This is a genomic window from Sterolibacterium denitrificans (genome assembly GCF_900174485.1).
Taxonomy (GTDB): domain Bacteria; phylum Pseudomonadota; class Gammaproteobacteria; order Burkholderiales; family Rhodocyclaceae; genus Sterolibacterium; species Sterolibacterium denitrificans.
On sequence record NZ_LT837803.1, the window covers coordinates 2,997,790 to 3,017,194 of the forward strand.

Below are 19,405 nucleotides of genomic sequence, written 5' to 3' on the forward strand. Positions count from 1 at the left end.
GGGACCCAGGGACGTACTGGATTCCCGCCTGCGCGGGAATGACGAACCCGATATCCCGTCAAGAATGCAGCACTACACTAGACCTATATGGGTATAACCCGGCGATGCCCGAACACTTCAAGCCTTTGCACTGGGTGGGGGCTGCGCAGACGCATGCCAAAGGGGCTTGAAATGATTGAAATCGAAAAGGGATCAGCCAACGTCTATGAGGACCTCGGCCCACCCGGCACTGCCGGGATACAGGTCAAGGCGACCTTGGCCACCAAGATCGGCGAAATCATCAAACATCGCCATCTGACCCAGGTTCAGGCCGCCGATATCCTGGGTATGCCCCAACCCAAACTCTCGGGCATGCTGCGCGGTCAATTTCGAGGTATCAGCGAAACCAAGATGCTGGAGTGCATGAACCGGCTTGGCCGGGATGTCGAGATCGTCGTGCGTAAGCCCTCTCGCTCTCACGCCACTGGGCGGACCAGTGTGGTGTTCGCATAAGTTCTTCCCCAGCCTCATCTCGCTCGCTCCCAAAATTGACTCGTGAAATGGAACGCACGATTCGCGCCAGAGATGTGTGCATACGGTAGCCCCTCGCGGAAGAGGGGTTGGGGAGAGGGAACAACCCTCAAACCTCCTCCCGGCCCATTCATGCGATTGCCCTGGCACCTTACGCCCACAACGGCAAGGCGCGGGCAATCAAGGTAAAATTGCGGCCTTTCGTCCCGGTGCCGGCGCGGTTTGCGACGGCGGTTTGCCGGCAGTTTCGACCACTTCTTCGATACCCGATACCATGACCACCGCCAACATCATCGACGGCAATGCCCTGTCCACTTCCGTGCGCGAGCAGCTCGCCGAGCGCGCCGCCGCGCTCAAGGCCAAGGGCGTGACGCCTTGTCTGGCGGTCATTCTGGTCGGCGAGGATCCGGCTTCCGCCGTGTATGTGCGCAACAAGGTGAATGCCTGCGAGAAGGCGGGGCTGCGTTCGCTGAAGGACGTGTATGCGGCCGACGTCGATCCGGCCGTGGTCATGGCGCGGATCGCCGAGCTGAATGCCGATCCCGGCGTGCATGGCATCCTGGTGCAGTTGCCGTTGCCCAAGCAGTTCGACAGCGACGCCGTGCTCGAAGCGATCGCGCCGGCAAAGGATGTCGATGGCTTCCATGCCGAGAACGTCGGCGCCTTGATGCAAGGCACGCCGCGCTTCATTCCCTGCACGCCGTATGGGGTGATGAAAATGCTGGAAACCGCCCAGGTGCCGCTGAAAGGCGCGGAGGCGGTGATCGTCGGACGCAGCAACATCGTCGGCAAGCCGATGGCGATGCTGCTGCTCGCCGCCGGTTGCACCGTCACCATCTGCCATTCGCGGACGCGCGATCTGGCGTTTCACACCCGACGCGCCGATATCCTCGTCGCCGCCGTCGGCAAGGCCAGGATGATCACCGGCGACATGATCAAGCCGGGCGCGACGGTGATCGACGTCGGCATCAACCGCCTGCCGGCCGAGCAAGGCGGCAAGCTCTGCGGCGACGTGGATTTCGCATCGGCCAGCCAGGTCGCCGGCCTGATCACTCCGGTGCCCGGCGGCGTCGGACCGATGACCATCACCATGCTGCTGACCAACACCATCGAAGCGGCCGAACGCTGCGTTTGATTCCCGACCTCCTTACAACGCATCAGTCACAAGGAAGAAACATGGCTACTACTCCTCTCGTCGGCATCGTCATGGGTTCCGACAGCGACTGGCCGGTGCTGCGCGCGGCAGCCGAAACCCTCAAGGAATTCGGCATTCCCTACGAAGCGCGCGTGCTGTCGGCGCATCGCACGCCGGACGAAGCGCTCGACTACGCCGCCAGCGCCGCTGGGCGCGGCATCCAGGTGCTGATCGGCGCGGCCGGCGGGGCAGCGCATCTGGCCGGCGTGCTGGCCGCCAAGACCACGCTGCCGGTACTGGCCGTGCCGATGGACTCGGCGCTGCAGGGACTGGATTCGCTGCTTTCCATGGTGCAGATGCCCGGCGGCATCCCCGTCGCCACCTTCGCCATCGGCAAGGCCGGGGCGACGAATGCGGCGCTGTTCGCGGTTTCCATCCTGGCGCTGCAGGATGCCGGAACGGCGGCCAAACTGGTCGACTTCCGCAGCCGCCAGAAAGCCAAGGTACTGGCGAAGACGCTGGATCTGCCGTGAATTCACTGGGCCGCAATCTCGAAGCAGCGGTTGCGGCACTGCAGGCCGGCGAGCTGGTCGCCTTTCCCACCGAGACGGTTTACGGTCTTGGCGCGGATGCGTCGAATCCCGCGGCAGTGGCGAAGATCTTCGCCGCCAAGGGCCGCCCGGCCGACCATCCGCTGATCGTCCATCTGCCCGGCGCCGATGCGCTGGATCGCTGGGCGCGCGAGATTCCCGAAGCCGCCCGGCGGCTGGCCGCCGCTTTCTGGCCGGGGCCGCTCACCCTGATCCTGAAGCGTCAGCCCCAGGTGCTGGATGCCGTCACCGGCGGGCAGGATACGGTCGGCTTGCGCGTGCCGGATCATCGTCTGGCGCTGGCGCTGCTGCGCTCTTTCGATGAAGCCAGCGGCGGCCTGGGGGCCGGCCTGGCCGCCCCTTCGGCGAACCGTTTCGGCCGCATCAGCCCGACCACGGCGGCGCATGTACGCGAGGAACTGGGCGAGCAGGTCAAGGTGATCCTCGACGGCGGCCCCTGCATGGTCGGGATAGAGTCCACCATCGTCGATCTGTCCAATGAGGTACCACGCATCCTGCGCCCCGGCGCCATTACGCACCAAGCGCTGGAGCAGGTGCTGGGCCAGCGCCTGACGCGCGATGCCGTGACTGCGGCCACGCCGCGCGTCTCGGGGTCGCTGGCCGCGCATTACGCACCGCGCACGCCGCTGCGTCTGGTCGGCGCCGCCGACTTGCCCGCCGTGCTGGCGGCAGAACTGCAGGCCGGACGGCGCTGCGCCGTGCTGGCGCAACATGCGCCGCAACCGGCCACGCTGCCCGCAAACTGCCATTGGGTACGCACGGCAAGCCGTGCCGCCGACTATGCCCAGGCGCTGTACGCCACGCTGCGCCGCTGCGACGACGGCCAGCACGATCTCATTCTGGTGGAAACGCCGCCGGACGCCGAAGTCTGGCGGGCAGTGACCGATCGCCTGCAGCGCGCCGCCCACGGTTCGGGGGCGGAAAATGAAGGAATCGAAGGACTAGTAGAAGTGCCGGCGCCGGCTGGCCGAGAGGGATAGGGATTCAGAACCGCGCCGTAAGGCCGAGCGTCACCAGATCGATGTCGGTGCTGCCGGTCACCTCCCGCTTGCCGACCTTGCCGAAGCGCTCGGCTTCGGCGCGTATGCCGAGCGTATCGCTGATGCGGTAGCTGGCGCCGATGCCGATGTTGGACGACCATTTGGATTCGGCGCCATTCCTGGTGGAACCGAACGGATTGTGTTTGATGTTGAACGGCAGGCGCTCGGAAGTGTCGAGCGTCTGCATCCGGGCATGGATGATCCCCAGCTTGCCGAACACCGACCATTCTTCGTCGATCGGATAGATGCCGACGCCGGCGATATTCCAGCCCTTCACACGCGCCTGGCGATGCGCGGGATCGAACGTGGTGGTGATATCGCCGAGCACGTCAGGAAACGGAGAAGGCGTGAGGGTTTCATAAGAGGTCTTGTAAGTGAGCCGGCCAAGATCGACATAGCCCCCCTCGATTGCAAAATGCGGGGTGAATTCGTAGCCGAGCTGCAGCTTGTAGCCATGATCCGACGAGGATACCGTCGAGTCGATTTTGCTCACATTCTTCAACGAGCTTCTGACGATATTGTCGACGCTGTCTATCATCGGCTGATCCGCAACCCGGGTCGTGCCATAGGCCGCGACGAGATACATGCTGCCGGCCATTTCCAGCGCATGCGCCGCAGGAGATACCACACACAGGTAAGCACCGGCAACGCAGGTAAGACGAGCAAGGTGGCGTTTCATCGATGACTCCGCAGGCGCGTGGAAAAGCGCGATCTTACCAAAATCCGCGCGCCGGCTGTGCGTCCCCGTATGCCAAGCGCACGATTTTTTCTCTGTCTGGCAGGCGTAGCTCCCTGAAAAGACGAATTTTTCAGGGCAATCCACTTTGACCGCGAGGAAGTTCCATGTATAATGGCCGACCCTTAGCAGCATTCTTCAATTGGAGTCCATCATGTATGCGGTCATAAAAACCGGCGGCAAGCAATATCGCGTCGCAGCCGGCGAAAAACTCAAAATAGAACAGATACCGGCTGATGTGGGCGCAGAAATCACACTGGATCAGGTGCTCATGGTCGGTGAAGGCGAAAGCGTCAAGATTGGCGCCCCCGTCGTCGCTGGCGCCAAAGTGACCGCCACGGTGATTGCGCACGGCCGCGGTCCGAAAGTCAAGATCTTCAAGATGCGCCGGCGCAAGCATTATCAAAAGCACCAGGGCCATCGTCAAAACTATACCGAGATCCAGATCAGCGGCATCGCTGGTTAACTGGTCAACGGCCCAACTTCAAGGAGCCTGAATCATGGCACACAAAAAAGCAGGCGGCAGTTCCCGCAACGGCCGCGACTCACAGGCCAAGCGCCTCGGCGTCAAGCGCTACGGCGGCGAAGTGGTTCCGGCTGGCAGCATCATCGTGCGCCAGCGCGGCACGCAGTTCCATGCCGGCGACAATGTCGGCATCGGCAAGGATCACACGCTCTTCGCCAAGGTCACCGGCGCCATCCAGTTCGCGGTCAAGGGCCCGATGAAGCGCAGGACGGTGAGCATCGTTCCCGCAGCGTAACTTGTAATTTCTGGCCTTGCCGACAGCAAAAGCCCTATCGCGACGATAGGGCTTTTGTGTTTATGCGCAGGATTACGCGCGGAAAAAAGAAACAGAGAGTAGCTGAGGATTCGCCGTGAAGTTTTTTGATGAAGCCAGAATCGAGGTGATTGCCGGCAACGGCGGCAATGGCTCGGCCTCCTTTCGCCGCGAGAAGTACATTCCGCGAGGCGGCCCCGACGGCGGCGACGGCGGCCGTGGCGGCAGCATCTGGGCGCTTGCCGACGGCAACCTGAATACGCTGATCGATTTCCGCTATACGCGGATATTCCGCGCACAGCACGGCGAGAACGGCCGTGGCGCGGACTGTTACGGCAAGGGCGGAGAGGACATGCTGCTCCGCGTGCCGGTCGGCACCGTCATCAGCGATCTGCATACCGGCGAGCTCATCGTCGATCTCGACCACGACGGCAAGCGCGCCTTGATCGCCAAGGGCGGGCAGGGCGGGCTCGGCAACCTGCATTTCAAGTCCAGCGTGAATCGCGCCCCGCGCCAGTGCACGCCGGGAGAAGCCGGCGAGCGCCGGGAGCTCCACCTCGAACTCAAGGTCATGGCGGACGTCGGTTTGCTCGGTCTGCCGAATGCCGGCAAATCCACGCTGATCCGCGCCGTTTCCGCCGCCAGGCCCAAGGTGGCCGATTATCCGTTCACCACCTTGCAGCCCAACCTGGGCGTGGTGCGCGTGGATCACGAACGCAGCTTCGTCATCGCCGATATTCCCGGACTCATCGAAGGCGCGGCCGAAGGCGCCGGGCTGGGCCATCGCTTTCTGCGCCACCTGCAGCGCACGCGCTTGCTGCTGCACTTGGTCGATGCCAGCCCCTTCGATCCGGATGCCGATCCCGTGCGCGATGCGCACGCCATCATCGATGAACTGCGCAAATACGATCAGTCACTCTACGAGAAACCGCGCTGGCTGGTCATCAACAAGATCGACCTGCTGCCCGAAGAGATGCGCGCGGCACGCATTGCCGAACTGATTGCCGGCTATGGCCCGGTCGAGCGCCATTTTGCGGTTTCGGCGATCAATGGCGCCGGTTGCCGGGAACTCACCTACGCCATCATGGACCATCTCGATCGGCACAAACATACCCTGCCCCCGGCAGAGGCAACGGAAACGGAAAGCACGGACAGCGATGCGGAACCGCTTGATTGAATCACGCCGTCTGGTCGTCAAGGTCGGTAGCGCGCTGGTCACCAACAACGGCGCCGGCCTGGCCCTGGACGCCCTGGCGGAATGGGCGAAACAGATTGCCGCCCTGCTGGCCGGCGGCAGGCAGGTCGTGCTGGTTTCATCCGGCGCCATCGCCGCCGGCATGCAGCGGCTGGGCTGGCAGCAGCGGCCGCATGCCGTGCATGAACTGCAGGCCGCGGCCGCAGTCGGACAAATGAGCCTGGCGCAAACCTATGAAACCAGCTTTGCCCAATACGGCCTGAAGACGGCGCAGATCCTGCTGACGCACGCCGACCTGGCCGATCGCACGCGCTATCTCAACGCGCGCTCGACGCTGCTCACGCTGCTCGAACTCGGCGTGGTGCCCATCATCAATGAAAACGATACCGTCGTCACCGACGAGATCAAATTCGGCGACAACGACACGCTGGCGGCCCTGGTCGCCAATCTGATCGAGGCGGATGCGCTGGTCATCCTCACGGATCAGCAGGGGCTCTACAGCGCCGACCCGCGCCACGATCCTGCCGCCACCCTGATCAGCGAAGGGCTGGCCGACGATCCGCGTTATGAATCCATGGCGGGCGGCGCCGGCACGGGCATCAGCAAGGGCGGCATGATCACCAAGGTACGCGCCGCGCGACGCGCCGCGCGCAGCGGCACCGATACCGTGATTGCCAGCGGCCATGTGCCGGACGTGCTGCTGCGCATCAGCCAGGGTGAGCCACTGGGCAGTCTGCTGATTGCCACGGCCTCACCGCTGGCCGCGCGCAAGCAATGGCTGGCCGATCACCTGCAACTCGCCGGCAGCGTGTATCTGGATGACGGCGCCGGCCACGCCCTGGAGAGCGGCAAGAGCCTGCTGCCGGTCGGCGTGACGCGGGTCGAAGGCGAGTTCGTGCGCGGCGCGGTCGTCGCCTGCCGGACGGCAGACGGGCGGGAAGTCGCCCGTGGCCTGATCAACTATTCCAGCGCCGAAACGCGGCGCATCGCCGGACACGCGACGCATGAAATCGCCGCCCTGCTCGGCTACCTGGACGAAACCGAGCTGATCCATCGCGACAACATGGTGCTGCTGCAGCGCCAGTAAACGCAGGCCCCGGCAGGAAGCCCGGGGCACCCGGAATTTCCGTCCCGAGCCTCAGCCCGTGTATTTCGGCACTTCGCTGAAGAAGGCGAATTCCATCATGCCGTAGCCGACTTCGCCGTTGAGCGTGAAGCGCGCCGGCGTTTCGATCAGGCCCAGCATCATGTCGTCCTTGTAGTTGTAGTGCGCCTTCTGCACCACCAGCTCGGGCCCCTGGTACATGCCGTGGCGCCAGTCCTGTTCGAGTCCGTAGCCGGTACCCATGGTCAGGTAGGTCTGCAGCAGCGGCGTGCCGCGCAGTTCGAGCGGGCCGCCCGGCGCGTCGGGGAAGCGCACCACGCCTTCCTTCATGTCGGCCATGTACTGCATCGCCGAGTTGAACACGTGGTCGTGCTCGGGACGGCCCAGCCATTCGGGCTCGCGCTGCGGATCCTTCCAGATGCGCAGGCCTTCCTCGATGGTGCGCTTGCCGTCGCCGGTCTCGTTGACCAGGTACATCAGGGCGTAATCCTTGAACAGGATCGGGAAATAATTCCACATGCCTTCCATCGACGGCGTGCCGAGGTGGATGCCCTTCGGCTCCTCCTCGCCGACCGGACGCACGCCCCAGGAGCGGTCGCGGCTGCCCAGCCACTCGTCGGGCGTGATGTCGTAGGTTTTGCCGTTGTATTTCAGCGTGCCGCTCCAGGTGCCGAGCTGGGCGAAGCGCATGGTGTCGAACAACACGCGGCCGTGCTTGCGGATGTAGTGGCGCGGCTCCTGGAACGCAGAATGCTCGCCATTCCAGACCACGTCCAGCTCGATGCCGGCCTCGTTCGGCCCGACCGTCAGACGCAGTTTTTTCAGGCCTTCGATGACTTCGATCTTCAGGGGCCCCACGGAAATGTCGGCGCGATCGGTGAGCGGGCGGGAGGCGCGGACGACGTCCTGCACGTCGCCCTCGCGCACCAGCAGGAAGGCATCCTGCACCCCGAGATTGGGATACTGACCCAGACCGAAGACGACGAAGATGTCGCCGGCCTTGTTGAACAGGTTGAAGTAGTAGCGGTCGTAGAAATTGCGGTCGCTGGTGCCGGTATGGCGGACGACGTCCGCGATCTGGTGAACCGGATAATCATCCAGTCGGGAAAGCTGGGATTGCATGCGAACCTCCTTGTTCCTGGAGCGTTGAAGAAAACACGTGGAAGCCTGTAGCCGGCAAACCGCCGCATTCTATCAGGCACCGCCCGCGAAGCCGCCTATAATCGGCCCTTTCCCTTTCATCCACGGAGCGGCAGATGGGATACCGTCTTTCCAAGATCTACACGCGCACCGGCGATGCCGGCACCACCGGCCTGGGCGATGGCAGCCGCACCGGCAAGGACAGCCTGCGCATCAGCGCCATCGGCGATATCGATGAAACCAACACCGTCGTCGGCATACTGCTCTGCGAAGAGATCCCCACCGATCTCGTCGAACTGCTGACCGGCATCCAGCACGACCTGTTCGACCTGGGTGGCGAATTGTCGATTCCGGGGGCAACCCTGCTGGGCGCCAATCAACCCGCGCGCCTCGAAACCGCCATCGATCACTACAATGCCACGCTGGCGCCGCTCAAGGACTTCATCCTGCCGGGCGGCACCCGCGCCGCCGCGCTGGCGCACCAGGCGCGGGCGGTCTGCCGCCGGGCCGAGCGCGCAGTCGTGGCGCTGGGCCATGCCGAAACCATCTCCGACACGGGGCGCCAGTACCTGAACCGGCTCTCCGATCTGCTCTTCGTCCTTGCGCGCCATTTCAACCAGGCGGCCGGCCGCGGCGACGTGCTCTGGCAAAAGGGCAAGAATGCCTGACGCCGGGATGTCGGGATGTTGAGATAGCGGCGTAAAAATGCTCGCTGCGGGTGATCAACCGCCGGCAGCACTCAGGCAAAGCATTTGTCGTCCAGCAGCAGCGCCTCGAACGCTTCCGGCGGCAAGGGGCGCGAGAACAGATAGCCCTGGCCATAATCGCAACCGACCGACGCCAGCAGATCGCGCTGGGCGGCAGTCTCGACGCCTTCCGCAATCACCTTCAGCCCGAGTTTGTGCGCCATCACGATGATGGCTTCGGACAGCGCCATGTCGCCGGGATTGTCGGTCAGATTACCGATGAAGGATTTGTCGATCTTCAGGTAGTCGATGTCGAATCTGTTCAGATAGGCCAGTGACGAATAGCCGGTGCCAAAGTCATCCAGCGCGACCTGGATGCCGACATCGCGGCAACCCAGCAGGGCGCCGACGATCGCCGGATCGGCATCGAGCAGCAGGCCTTCGGTGATCTCGATGGCAATCGTGTTGCCGGGCAGCCCCAGTTCTTCCAGATGCGCCAGCCAGCCGATATGTCCGTTGGCCTCCTTTTGGAACTGCACCGGCGATTTGTTCACGCTGATCTGGAACTCGCTGTGCCGGCCGGTTCTCCAGCGTTGCGCCCAATGCACCGCCTCCCTGAAGACCCACTCGCCGATCTCGTGGATCATGCCGGTTTCTTCGATGAGCGGAATGAACTCGTCGGGCATGACCATGCCGCGCTGGGGATGCTGCCAGCGCAGCAGGGCCTCGGCCTTGACGATGCGGCCCGTCGCCAGCTCGATCACCGGCTGGAAATACACCCGGAACTGCTCGCCGGCGATTGCGCCGCGCAGGTCGGTGATCAGGCGCAGCCTGTTCTGTGCCGATGCCTGCAATTCAGGTGTGAAGTAGCTGTAGCGATTGCGCCCGAGGGTCTTCGACAGATACATTGCCTGGTCGGCATTGCGGAACATTTCATCGATCCTGTCTGCATCTTCCGGATAGAGGGTGATGCCGATGCTGGCGGAAACATAGACCTCGTCTTCGCCCAGCAAGAAGGGATTCGCCAGGCTGTCGAGAATGTCGCGGGCAATGCGCTCGACGATGACATTGTCGCCATGCGCCAGATCGGCAAGCAGCACGGTGAACTCATCTCCACCGAGGCGCGCAACGGCATCGGTTTCGCGCACGCAGCCGACGATGCGCTGCGCGGCTTCCAGTAACAGATGGTCGCCGGTGTCGTGGCCGAGCGTGTCATTGACTTCCTTGAAGCGATCGAGATCGATGAACAGCAAGGCAAGCTGCGTTCCGGCACGCCGCGCTTTCTTGATTTCCTGACCAACACGCTCATGGAACATGCTGCGGTTGGGCAGCTGGGTGAGCGCATCGAAATTCGCCTGACGCCAGATCAGCTCCTCGGTCTGCTTGCGATTGGTGATGTCCGAGAACAGCGCCACATAACGGTACGGCTGGCCATTTTCGTCGAAGATGGTATTGATGCTGATCAGCGCAGGGTAAATATCGCCGTTCTTGCGATGATTCCACAGTTCGCCATGCCAGTGACCCGTCGTGTCGATGGCACTCTTGATTGTCTTGAACATGTCCGCATCGATGTTGAATATCCTTACCCGGTGGCCGATGACCTCCTCGGCCTCCCAGCCGGTAATTTGCGTGAATGCCGGATTGACCGTGATGACCCGGCCATCGGCGCCGGTCACCGACATGGCTTCGCTGCTGCTTTCATACACCATCGCAGCCAGGCGCAACTCCTCTTCGATGCGCTTGCGCTCCGTCACGTCACTGCCGACGCCGCGATAGCCCATGAAACGTCCTGTGGCATCGAAATGCGGCTCGCCACTGATGCTGATGATGTGCGACTGGCCATCGCCGGCGGGAATGGAAAACTCGAAATTGCGGAACGACTTGCGTTTCTCGATCCGCTCGCGATGACGTGCCAGCGCTTCAGGATCGTCGTGGTTGGAGAGAATTTCCCAGCGCGTCTTGCCGATGGTCTGCTCCGAAATGGCCTTGACCTGTCCATAGGCCGCACCGCCGGAAATCTCCGTGAACCGGTAGTTTTCGTCCTGCTCCCAGTACCAGTCCGCGCTCATCTGCGTCAGGCTGCGGAAGCGCTCTTCGCTGTTGTGCAGCGCTTCCTGCATGTTCTTGATTTCGGTGATGTCGGTCGTGATGCCATGCCAGACGATACTGCCATCCGGCAGTTTCTCCGGTTTCGCCTCGGTCAGCACCCAGCATGTGCCGCGCCCCGGCCGTTCCAGCCGATATTCAAGATGCCACGGCTCGATGTTCCGTGCCGATGCATGGAATGCGCCCATGACCGCCTCGGCATCGTCGGGATGCAAAAAAGCCGATACCCGATGGGCATCTTCCCGAATCTCGGCAGCCGACAGGCCGTACAGGTCCTGGACGCTATCGCTGACGAAGGGATAACTGATCCGGCCATCCGGATCGAGCCGGAACTGAAAAATCACGCCCGGAACGTGGGCGGAAATCTTGGTCAGCAGATCATGACCTTCCTGCAACCGGGCCGCCAGTTGCTTGCGTTCCGTAATATCGGTGACGATGCCGAGCACATCGAAGTCGGGACTATTCGGCGTAAGCGTCACAGCCAGCTCGATTTCGCGCCGCTCGCCCGACTTGGTGACGATGCTGGTTTCGTAGCGTGAGCTCTCCATGTTGCCGGCCAGCCGCTTGTCGTGTTTGCGTTGAATGCGCTCCCGCTCGTCCGGATGGACGCCGACGTCAATCACGTTTGGCACCGCGTACAGCTCATCGATGCTGTAGCCGGTAATCGTCGCAATTGCCGGATTGACGAACACCATGCGCCCGTCACGCAGGGCAAACAGCCCCACGCCGGCATCGACATGGGCTTCGAGCAGGGCGTCGCGCGTGGCCTCGGCGCGCTTGCGATCGGTGATGTCGATATTCACGCCAATCAGCCGCAAGGGCTTCCCGGCCGCATCGCGATGGGTGATGATGGCATGGCCGAGCACCCATTTCACGCGCCCATCCTTGGTCAGCATGCGAAATTCGTGCTTTGGATTGGCCAACTTGCCGGCGAGCATGTCCTGCAATTGCTCGGTCAGTCGCGGCATGTCGTCGGGATGGATGCGCTGCATCCATCCATCGGGCCGATGACCGACCTCACCCTCGGCAAATTCGACAATGTCGTACCAGCCCTTCGAATATTGGACGAAGTCGGCAGGAATATCCCAATCGGTGATGCCGGCCTTGATTCCCTCCAGTGCGAGACTCCAGCGCTCCTCGCTCTGCTTGAGGGAGGCATGCATGTCATCCATCAGGTATTGCGCAAGCTCGCGGATATGGATCAACGCCAGGGTCAGACCGAACACCAGCACGCTGATGAGCAGGCCGGAAACCAGCATCAGCTCTTTGACTTTTGAAGGCCCGCCCAGTATTTCGGCAACGCCGAAATACCAATAGCTCAATGTGATCGCCACCAGCACCGCCAGCATGGCCCAGCCGATGCGTCCCGCCCAGCGGATCGCATCGGCCCTGGATACCGGGTGTGAAAGCGTGGACTGTTTCATTCGTGCCGTTTCAGAGAATCAAATAGCAACTTTTCAGTCTGGAGCAGTACAAAGCGCGTACCCGCCGCATGATGAGAGCAGCATATTCTATACCTGAGAATACGGGAAAGCCGGTGACCGACGAACTGACGCTAAGCCCTGTGTCGCTCCAACCAGGTGTCAACCGGCTCGGGCCGGCCGAAGAGATAACCCTGGTGGATGACTTTGGCGCGGGCGTTGAGAAAATCCGCCTGTTCCTGGGTTTCGACGCCTTCTGCGACCACCTGCAAATTCATGTGCTGCGCAACCGAGAGAATGGTTTCCACCAGCGCCGCATCATTCGAGTCCGAGGTTGAATCCTGAATGAAGCCCTTGTCGATTTTCAGCTCATGTATCGGCAGGCGCTTCAGATAGGCAAGACTGGAATAACCGGTACCGAAGTCGTCCATCGAAAACTGGACGCCCATCTCCTTCAGTTTGTTCATCTTGGCAATCACATCGTTGACGTCGCCGATCACCATGCCTTCGGTCACCTCAAGCACCAGGTAGGACGCATCGGCACCGCTGGCGGCAAGCAGGCGCTTGACCTCATCGACGAAATCCTCTCTGCGGAAATGGCGCGGACTAATATTCACCGAAATGCGCAATGGATGGCCTTCCCGCTTGAGCTGTGCCAGCAAGCGGCAGACTTCGGCCAGCATCCAGCGATCGAGCGAAACGATGAGTTCCGAGGACTCTGCCAGAGGGATGAACATGATCGGCGGCACCAGGCCGCGCTCCGGATGCTGCCAGCGTACCAGAGCCTCGCAACCCACCTGCAGGCCCGCAGCGTCGACCTGGGGTTGCAGATAGAGACGCAACTGGTTCTCTCCAATGGCCAGACGCAGCTCGCGTTCGAGACGGAAGCGCTCGCGCACTGCATCGCCCATGGCCGCCTCGAAGAAGACGACGCGCGCGCCGCCTTCGGCCTTCGCTTCGTGCATCGCCATGTCGGCACGGCGCAGGGCGTCGGAAGAAGCCTCTTCAGGGCCATCCGGAAGCACGGCAATACCGATGCTGGCATCGAGATGAAATGTCTCGTTATCGATCTCGATGCTCTCGAACAGGATCGTCCGCAATTTCTCGGCAACGGCCAGCGCCTCGCGTCCGGCATCTTCCGGCGTTGGCGAAAGACGCGGCAAGGTGATGGCAAACTCATCGGCATTGAGGCGTGCCAGCATGTCGTCGGGGCGCAATGCCCGGCCCAATCGATCGGCGATTGCCTTGAGCAGGGCATCCCCCATCGCCAGCCCGCGCGCTTCGTTGATATCCTTGAAGCGATCGATGTCGATCAGCAGAATTGCGGCATACCCGTTGTCGCGCTGGGCGCTGGCCAGAATCTGATCGATCTGGCGCAGGAACAGGGCGCGGTTCGCCAGGTCGGTCAAGGGATCGCGCCAGGAAAGATTCTCGGCTTCCTGCTGCGCACTCCGGATTTCCGTCAGATCGGCGAACACCGTTACGTAATGCGTAATATTGCCCGCGTTGTCGTGAACGACGCTGATGTTCTGCCACTCGGGGTACTGCTCGCCATTCTTGCGGCGGCTCCAGATTTCGCCAACCCAGTTGCCGCTGGTCTGCAAAATCTCCCGCACATTGCGGTAAAACTCATGATCATGCCGGCCGGAGCTGAGAATCTGTTGCGCCTTGCCGAGAACCTCGGTCTCGGCATAGCCGGTGATGCGGCAGAAGGCGGGATTGACCATGACGATCGTTCCCCGCACATCGGTCACCATGATGGCTTCGCCCGTGGTTTCGAAAACGCTGGCGCTGAGTCGCTGGGACTCTTCCGAGCGCTTGCGATCGGCAATGTCCATGAAGAAGCCGTGCCACTGGATGCTGCCATCGTCCAGCCTCTCCGGGCGCGAAGCACCCGCGTGCCAGACGGTATCGCCATTCGGAAAAACGATCCGGAACTCGTGACGCCAGGGCTGCAAGGTGCGGGCCGATTCAAGGATGGAGGCATCGAATGCCGCGCGATCCTCAGGAATAACCATGTCCAGCAGGGGCGTGGCATCCTGCGCCAGTTGTTCGGGCGTGCAGCCATACTTGTCGAAAATGCCGTCACTGACGAAGGGCATGCGGAAGCGGCCGTCAGGCGCCATCACGAACTGATAGACGATGCCCGGCAGATGCGCGGTCAATCGCGTCAGCCGCGCGTAACTCTGCTGCAGTTCGCTCGACAGTTCGCTACGCGCCGTCAGTTCGTGCTCCAGCGCTTCGGCCATGCTGTTGAAGTGATTGCCGAGTTCGGCCACTTCGCCGCTGTCGGAGATCGGCACGCGCGCGCCCAGATCACCGCTGCCGATACGCCGGCTGGCATCGGTAATGCTGCGCAATGGCGCAACCACGCTGCGATAGATCCAGATCGCCAAGCCGATGGCAAACAGCAACACCAGGCCCAGATCCGGCAAGCGCTGGATGAAATTGCTCTTGCGCTTGCGCTCGAGTGCGCCGGACAAATCATGAGCGAGGAATACCGCGCCGCGACGAACATCCTCCGTCTGAGCAGCAGCGGACGATACGCCATACGGGGCAAGCACGGTGATGCGCATCTTCTCCGTATCGACACGAATATCGGCGACACTGCTCTGGATGATGCGCGCAAAGTGGGCGGGGCTCCACCCCTCGATCAGCGCGGGCGCCTTGAGACCTTTCCATTCATGCTGCCGGGCAACCAGCACGCGGCCAGTGGCATCGACGATCAACGCTTGAGTTACCGAATCATCGGCGCGCAGTTGCAAGATCTCCTGTTCCAGCGCGCCGACATCGCCACTCGTCAGATAACTTGCCTGCCGCGCCAGGCGCCCTGCCTCATCCAGCGCAAGCACGCTCGTTTCGGAAATCAGCCGTTTGCGCTCCAGCCAGTCGCTATAGAAGAGCGAAAAACAGGCAACGACGAAAAAGAGGATGAATACCAGCAGTGGCAGTATCAGAATCGAGTTGCGCGTTCGCTTCATGAACTTCCTTCTGAAGCCAGAAAATCTGGATGGAGTGAGTCTCTGGGCGAATTTCTCTGCTGCAATGGTCGGATTCTATACACAGTCGGCGCGAAATAAAGGGCATCCGCAGGATTTCGCATGCTGCAGGGCAAAAAATTCACACCGGCCTGCACAATCCATCCGTTGGAAAAAAACCGCGACGCACGCCACCGCCAGCAGCCTCGCGCAGCCCTGCTGCGCGCTGCATGTTTATAGCCAGCGCTGCAAAACCGCCATGACCAGCAGCACCCAGCCAACGCCTGTCGCCAGCAAATGCGGATCGGTCAGGAGCAGGCGCGCCGGATCGCCCCCGCCGCCTCGTCCATGCAGCAGGAAAAGGTAGCGGAACATGCCGTAGATGACCAAGGGCACGGTATAGATCAACTTGGTCGTCTCGTGCAGGGTAACGGTCTCGTGGCTTACCGTATAAAGACTGTAGGAAATGATGGTGGCCGCACCGGCAATCATCATGAACTGATCCAGCATGGCGGGCGTGTAATTCTCAAGTACCCGCCGATGCGCGGCGGCATCGCCGGCATCCAGCGCCATGAACTCTGCCTGGCGCTTGGCAAAACCGAGAAACAGGGTCAGCATCAGGCTGCACAGCAGCAGCCAGTAAGAGGGCTCGATGCCGATACCCGTGGTGCCGGCAAGGATGCGCAACATGAAGCCGGCGGCGATGAGGAAAACATCGAGCACGACGACGTGTTTGAGGCCCAGCGTATAGGCTACATTCAGCACGACATAACCGACGAACACCCAGGCTGCCCGAGTTTCGCTGAGAAACACCAGAGCGAAGCCGGCCGCAAAGCACACCGCCATCAGCATCCCTGCCGTCGAAACCGACAGCGCGCCGCTGGCCAGCGGACGCCGGCACTTGACCGGATGCAGGCGATCCTGCTCACGGTCGATCAGGTCGTTCATCACATACACGCCTGAAGCCAGCAAGGAGAATGCACCAAAGGCATAGGCCGCCTGGATGAGCAGGGACGCATCATTCCAGGCGTGGCCAAACAGTACGCCGATCAGGACAAAACCGTTTTTCAGCCACTGATGCGGCCGCAGCAAACGGACGATCTGCTTTACCTGTTTTGCTTGTGACATGCCGTCCCGGGGAAGTAACGATCACAGAAATAACAAGCCGTCTGCGGTAGCCAGTTTGGCACAGCGTAATACCTTTGGCGAATCTGCGTGAGCACTTCGTCGCGATACGTCGCATATTTGAAGCCGCGGCCGAGCACAAGATAAAAAGTGGCGCCACGCACTTCGATCGTCTGCATCCTGATTTCTTCAAAATAAGGCAGATATTCCTCGGGCTGCGGCGCCGTTTTTCTCACGATCAGGATGTTGCGCCCATCCAGGCTGCGCACGTCGGTCAGAATGTCGTCATGACGCGCATGGCTGGAAGCCAGACCGAACACCATGAAGTAACGCCTGGCGTTATAACCCAGGGTGACGGCATTGGAATAGCCATCGCTGGCAAAGACGTAATCCTTTTCGTAGGGCTTGAGCTGGTCGAGCAGTTGCTGCGACTCGACAGTCAGCACCAGCCCGCTGTACAGCCGCGTGCGCTGCCAGGTTTCCAGCGGAATCTGGGCGACGACCACAAAAACCAAGGCGTGAAGCAGGGCAAAGCCGGCAAAGAACTTGACCAGTCGGTTCAGGACGGACGCGCTCAAAATCCCTGGCAACAGCATCAGCACGAAGGGGACGAAGGACAGCACCCAATGCAGGCCGATGCGCTTGACCAGCGACAGGCCGGCAAACAGCAGCAACGGAGCCAGGGCAATCAGCAGCAGCGCCTGGCCGTCACTGCGCTGCCAGGTCTGGCGCAAGCCGACGCGCTGGCGCAGCAAATGCAGCAGGACCGGTGGTGTCAGCACATACAGCAACATCGCCACATAGGTCAGCGGATAGGACCAGGACAATCCCGCCGCATTCTCATGCCGATTGACGAAGTTGAACATGTAGTTTGGCCAGCAATGGCCGGCATTCCACCAAACCATCAGCAGCAAGGCCGGCACGACCATCGCGTAGCACAACAGCAGGCCGCGCCACTTGCGCGAATTCGGGCGGATCAGCGCGTGCAGCAAATAGGCGAAACCCAGCAGCGCCACGAAATACTTGGAGAGTACGGCACCTGCCAGCAGCACGCCGGCAAGCAGGTAATAGCGCCAGTCGTCATCACGCGCAGCGCGAAGGAAAGCGAGTGCCGAAAAGAAGGAAAAGAACACCAGCGCGGTATCGGTGGTGACGATGACGTTCCAGAAGTGCAGCGGCGCAAGCAGTATCAGGGTTGCCGTTCCCCAGGCCACGTTTTCTCCCTGTGCCCGGAAATGGCGCGCCACGGCAAATGCCATGGCGACCGGCAGCAAGGTCGCGGGCAGGCGCAGCCACCATGCCGCATCGGAAACCTGCAGCAGCGCTGCCAGCCACCAGCCGATCATCGGCGGATGATCGTAAAACCCCCAATCGGGAATCTTGCCCCACCAGATGAAGTAGGCCTCATCACCCGTGATCGGCAACGCCACCGCCAGCCAGAAGCGGAAAAGCAAGGTGAGGCCGAGTATCAGCAGGAAGCGTTTATATGTCATTACCATCTGCCAAGGCGCTTCCGCGAATTGAATAACAATGCCGACTCAGCGTTCGGCCAGTACCAGGCGGCGCCGACGCACGGCCTCAGCCAGCAGATCCAGCATGGCCACGCTGTCTTCCCAGCCTATGCAGGCATCCGTCACGGAGACCCCATATTCCAGCGGCTGCCCGGGCACGATGTCCTGACGTCCGGCCTTGAGATGCGACTCGATCATGGCGCCACAGATACGCTCATCGCCCGCTGCGATCTGCTCGCCGACATCGCGTGCGACGGCGCATTGCAACTGATGCTGCTTGCGGCTGTTGGCATGCGAAAAATCGATCATGACCCGCGCCGCCAAGCCTGCCGCACCGAGCGCCTTGCAGGCGGCATCGATACTGGCTGCGTCGTAGTTGCAATCCTTGCCACCGCGCAGTATGAGATGGCAATCTTCGTTGCCGAGCGTTGCCACGATCGCCGAGTGGCCGGCCTTGGTAACTGAAAGAAAGTGGTGCGGACTGGCCGCCGCGCGGATGGCGTCGATGGCGACACGCACATTGCCATCCGTGCCGTTCTTGAAGCCGACCGGACATGACAGACCGGAGGCCAACTCGCGATGGATTTGCGATTCCGTGGTTCGCGCGCCAATGGCGCCCCAACTGACCAGATCCGCCGTGTATTGAGGACTGATCGTATCGAGAAACTCGGTGCCGCAGGCCAGACCCAGTTCGTTTATCTGCAGCAGAATGCGGCGCGCCAAGCGCAGGCCTTCGTTGATGCTGAAACTGCCATCCAGCCCCGGGTCGTTGATCAAACCTTTCCAACCCACCGTCGTGCGCGGCTTCTCGAAATACACCCGCATGACGATGAGCAGATCGCCCTGCAGACGATCACACTCCGCCTTCAGGCGCCGCGCATAGTCGAGCGCGCTGTCGGGGTCATGAATCGAGCAGGGGCCGACGACCACCAGCAAGCGATCATCTGCACCATGCAAAATCCGGTGAATGGCACGCCGCGCCGCCTCGGTGGTCTGCGCTGTGGCCTCGCTGCCGGGGTACTCCTGCAATATCTGCGCAGGCGTGAAGAGTTCCTTGATCTCCTGGATGCGGACATCATCGACAATCGGTTTCATGTTTGTCCGGCCACTTGCCGGTGACTCCTGCCGCGAAAAGAACGGGCAATTTTAACAGAAGGCCACCGGCCTTCTGTCCATACTGCTGATGCCCCTGCCGCGCTCAGCACTTTTTACCTGGACTGTCATGAATTTTGTGGAGTGACATGGTGGAGGTGGAGTCAAGCTGCAGGTTTTTATCTGCGAGGGTTGCATTTGCGGGTGTTTTGTTGTTTTATTGTTTTGTAAAGCA

16 protein-coding genes are annotated in these 19,405 nt (G+C 61.6%); 9 read left to right on the top strand and 7 right to left on the bottom strand.

The window, feature by feature from the left end; all coding sequences use genetic code 11:
* Window positions 1–171 precede the first annotated feature (171 nt).
* From SDENCHOL_RS13490 to SDENCHOL_RS13505, 4 genes are all read left to right on the top strand, one after another.
* Window positions 172–492: a helix-turn-helix domain-containing protein gene (locus SDENCHOL_RS13490; protein ID WP_154717282.1), complete on the top strand. Its 321-nt coding sequence runs from the start codon at window positions 172–174 to the stop codon at window positions 490–492.
* A 292-nt stretch (window positions 493–784) separates the two neighbouring features.
* A complete protein-coding gene (gene folD, locus SDENCHOL_RS13495) occupies window positions 785–1,645 on the top strand; it encodes a bifunctional methylenetetrahydrofolate dehydrogenase/methenyltetrahydrofolate cyclohydrolase FolD (RefSeq protein ID WP_154717283.1) in 861 nt (286 codons plus the stop codon).
* A gap of 41 nt (window positions 1,646–1,686) precedes the next feature.
* Window positions 1,687–2,178, top strand: a complete 492-nt coding sequence (purE, locus tag SDENCHOL_RS13500) for a 5-(carboxyamino)imidazole ribonucleotide mutase (RefSeq protein ID WP_154717284.1) — start codon at window positions 1,687–1,689, stop codon at window positions 2,176–2,178.
* Complete coding sequence (locus SDENCHOL_RS13505) at window positions 2,175–3,236, top strand: L-threonylcarbamoyladenylate synthase (protein WP_154717285.1); 1,062 nt, start codon at window positions 2,175–2,177, stop codon at window positions 3,234–3,236. The genes purE and SDENCHOL_RS13505 overlap by 4 nt, the downstream gene beginning before the upstream one ends.
* Before the next feature lie 4 nt (window positions 3,237–3,240).
* Here SDENCHOL_RS13505 and SDENCHOL_RS13510 read toward each other — a convergent pair whose 3' ends face one another.
* Window positions 3,241–4,167 carry an outer membrane beta-barrel protein gene (locus SDENCHOL_RS13510; RefSeq protein ID WP_154717286.1) on the bottom strand — a complete coding sequence of 309 codons (927 nt, stop codon included), beginning with the start codon at window positions 4,165–4,167 and terminating at the stop codon, window positions 3,241–3,243.
* 19 nt (window positions 4,168–4,186) lie between these two features.
* On the opposite strand from SDENCHOL_RS13510, the gene rplU reads away from it, so the two are divergent.
* The 4 genes from rplU (at window position 4,187) to proB (ending at window position 7,093) form a co-directional block, all read left to right on the top strand.
* On the top strand, window positions 4,187–4,498 hold the full coding sequence (gene rplU, locus SDENCHOL_RS13515; protein ID WP_154717287.1) for a 50S ribosomal protein L21: 312 nt from the start codon (window positions 4,187–4,189) through the stop codon (window positions 4,496–4,498).
* A 34-nt stretch (window positions 4,499–4,532) separates the two neighbouring features.
* Window positions 4,533–4,793, top strand: coding sequence for a 50S ribosomal protein L27 (gene rpmA, locus SDENCHOL_RS13520; RefSeq protein WP_154717288.1), 261 nt, complete (start codon window positions 4,533–4,535; stop codon window positions 4,791–4,793).
* A gap of 115 nt (window positions 4,794–4,908) precedes the next feature.
* A complete protein-coding gene (cgtA, locus tag SDENCHOL_RS13525) occupies window positions 4,909–5,988 on the top strand; it encodes an Obg family GTPase CgtA (protein ID WP_154717289.1) in 1,080 nt (359 codons plus the stop codon).
* The gene (proB, locus tag SDENCHOL_RS13530; protein WP_154717290.1) at window positions 5,969–7,093 is read left to right on the top strand and encodes a glutamate 5-kinase; all 1,125 of its coding nucleotides are present in this window, start codon (window positions 5,969–5,971) and stop codon (window positions 7,091–7,093) included. The genes cgtA and proB overlap by 20 nt, the downstream gene beginning before the upstream one ends.
* 51 nt (window positions 7,094–7,144) lie before the next feature.
* On the opposite strand, the gene SDENCHOL_RS13535 is transcribed toward proB, so the two are convergent.
* Entirely contained in the window at window positions 7,145–8,233 is a 1,089-nt protein-coding gene (locus SDENCHOL_RS13535; protein WP_154717291.1) for a hypothetical protein, read from the bottom strand.
* 134 nt (window positions 8,234–8,367) lie between these two features.
* On the opposite strand from SDENCHOL_RS13535, the gene SDENCHOL_RS13540 reads away from it, so the two are divergent.
* Window positions 8,368–8,919: a cob(I)yrinic acid a,c-diamide adenosyltransferase gene (locus SDENCHOL_RS13540; protein ID WP_154717292.1), complete on the top strand. Its 552-nt coding sequence runs from the start codon at window positions 8,368–8,370 to the stop codon at window positions 8,917–8,919.
* A gap of 71 nt (window positions 8,920–8,990) precedes the next feature.
* Here the strand turns inward: SDENCHOL_RS13540 and SDENCHOL_RS13545 are convergent, their stop codons facing one another.
* From SDENCHOL_RS13545 to SDENCHOL_RS13565, 5 genes are all read right to left on the bottom strand, one after another.
* A complete protein-coding gene (locus SDENCHOL_RS13545) occupies window positions 8,991–12,467 on the bottom strand; it encodes an EAL and GGDEF domain-containing protein (RefSeq protein WP_154717293.1) in 3,477 nt (1,158 codons plus the stop codon).
* A gap of 131 nt (window positions 12,468–12,598) precedes the next feature.
* The gene (locus SDENCHOL_RS13550; RefSeq protein ID WP_172955085.1) at window positions 12,599–15,445 is read right to left on the bottom strand and encodes an EAL domain-containing protein; all 2,847 of its coding nucleotides are present in this window, start codon (window positions 15,443–15,445) and stop codon (window positions 12,599–12,601) included.
* Between the two features lie 231 nt (window positions 15,446–15,676).
* The gene (locus SDENCHOL_RS13555) at window positions 15,677–16,570 is read right to left on the bottom strand and encodes a decaprenyl-phosphate phosphoribosyltransferase (RefSeq protein WP_154717294.1); all 894 of its coding nucleotides are present in this window, start codon (window positions 16,568–16,570) and stop codon (window positions 15,677–15,679) included.
* Complete coding sequence (locus tag SDENCHOL_RS13560) at window positions 16,549–18,060, bottom strand: ArnT family glycosyltransferase (protein WP_231912995.1); 1,512 nt, start codon at window positions 18,058–18,060, stop codon at window positions 16,549–16,551. Before SDENCHOL_RS13560 ends, SDENCHOL_RS13555 begins: the two co-directional genes overlap by 22 nt.
* 45 nt (window positions 18,061–18,105) lie before the next feature.
* A complete protein-coding gene (locus SDENCHOL_RS13565; RefSeq protein ID WP_154717296.1) occupies window positions 18,106–19,173 on the bottom strand; it encodes a 3-deoxy-7-phosphoheptulonate synthase in 1,068 nt (355 codons plus the stop codon).
* Between the last annotated feature and the right edge of the window lie 232 nt (window positions 19,174–19,405).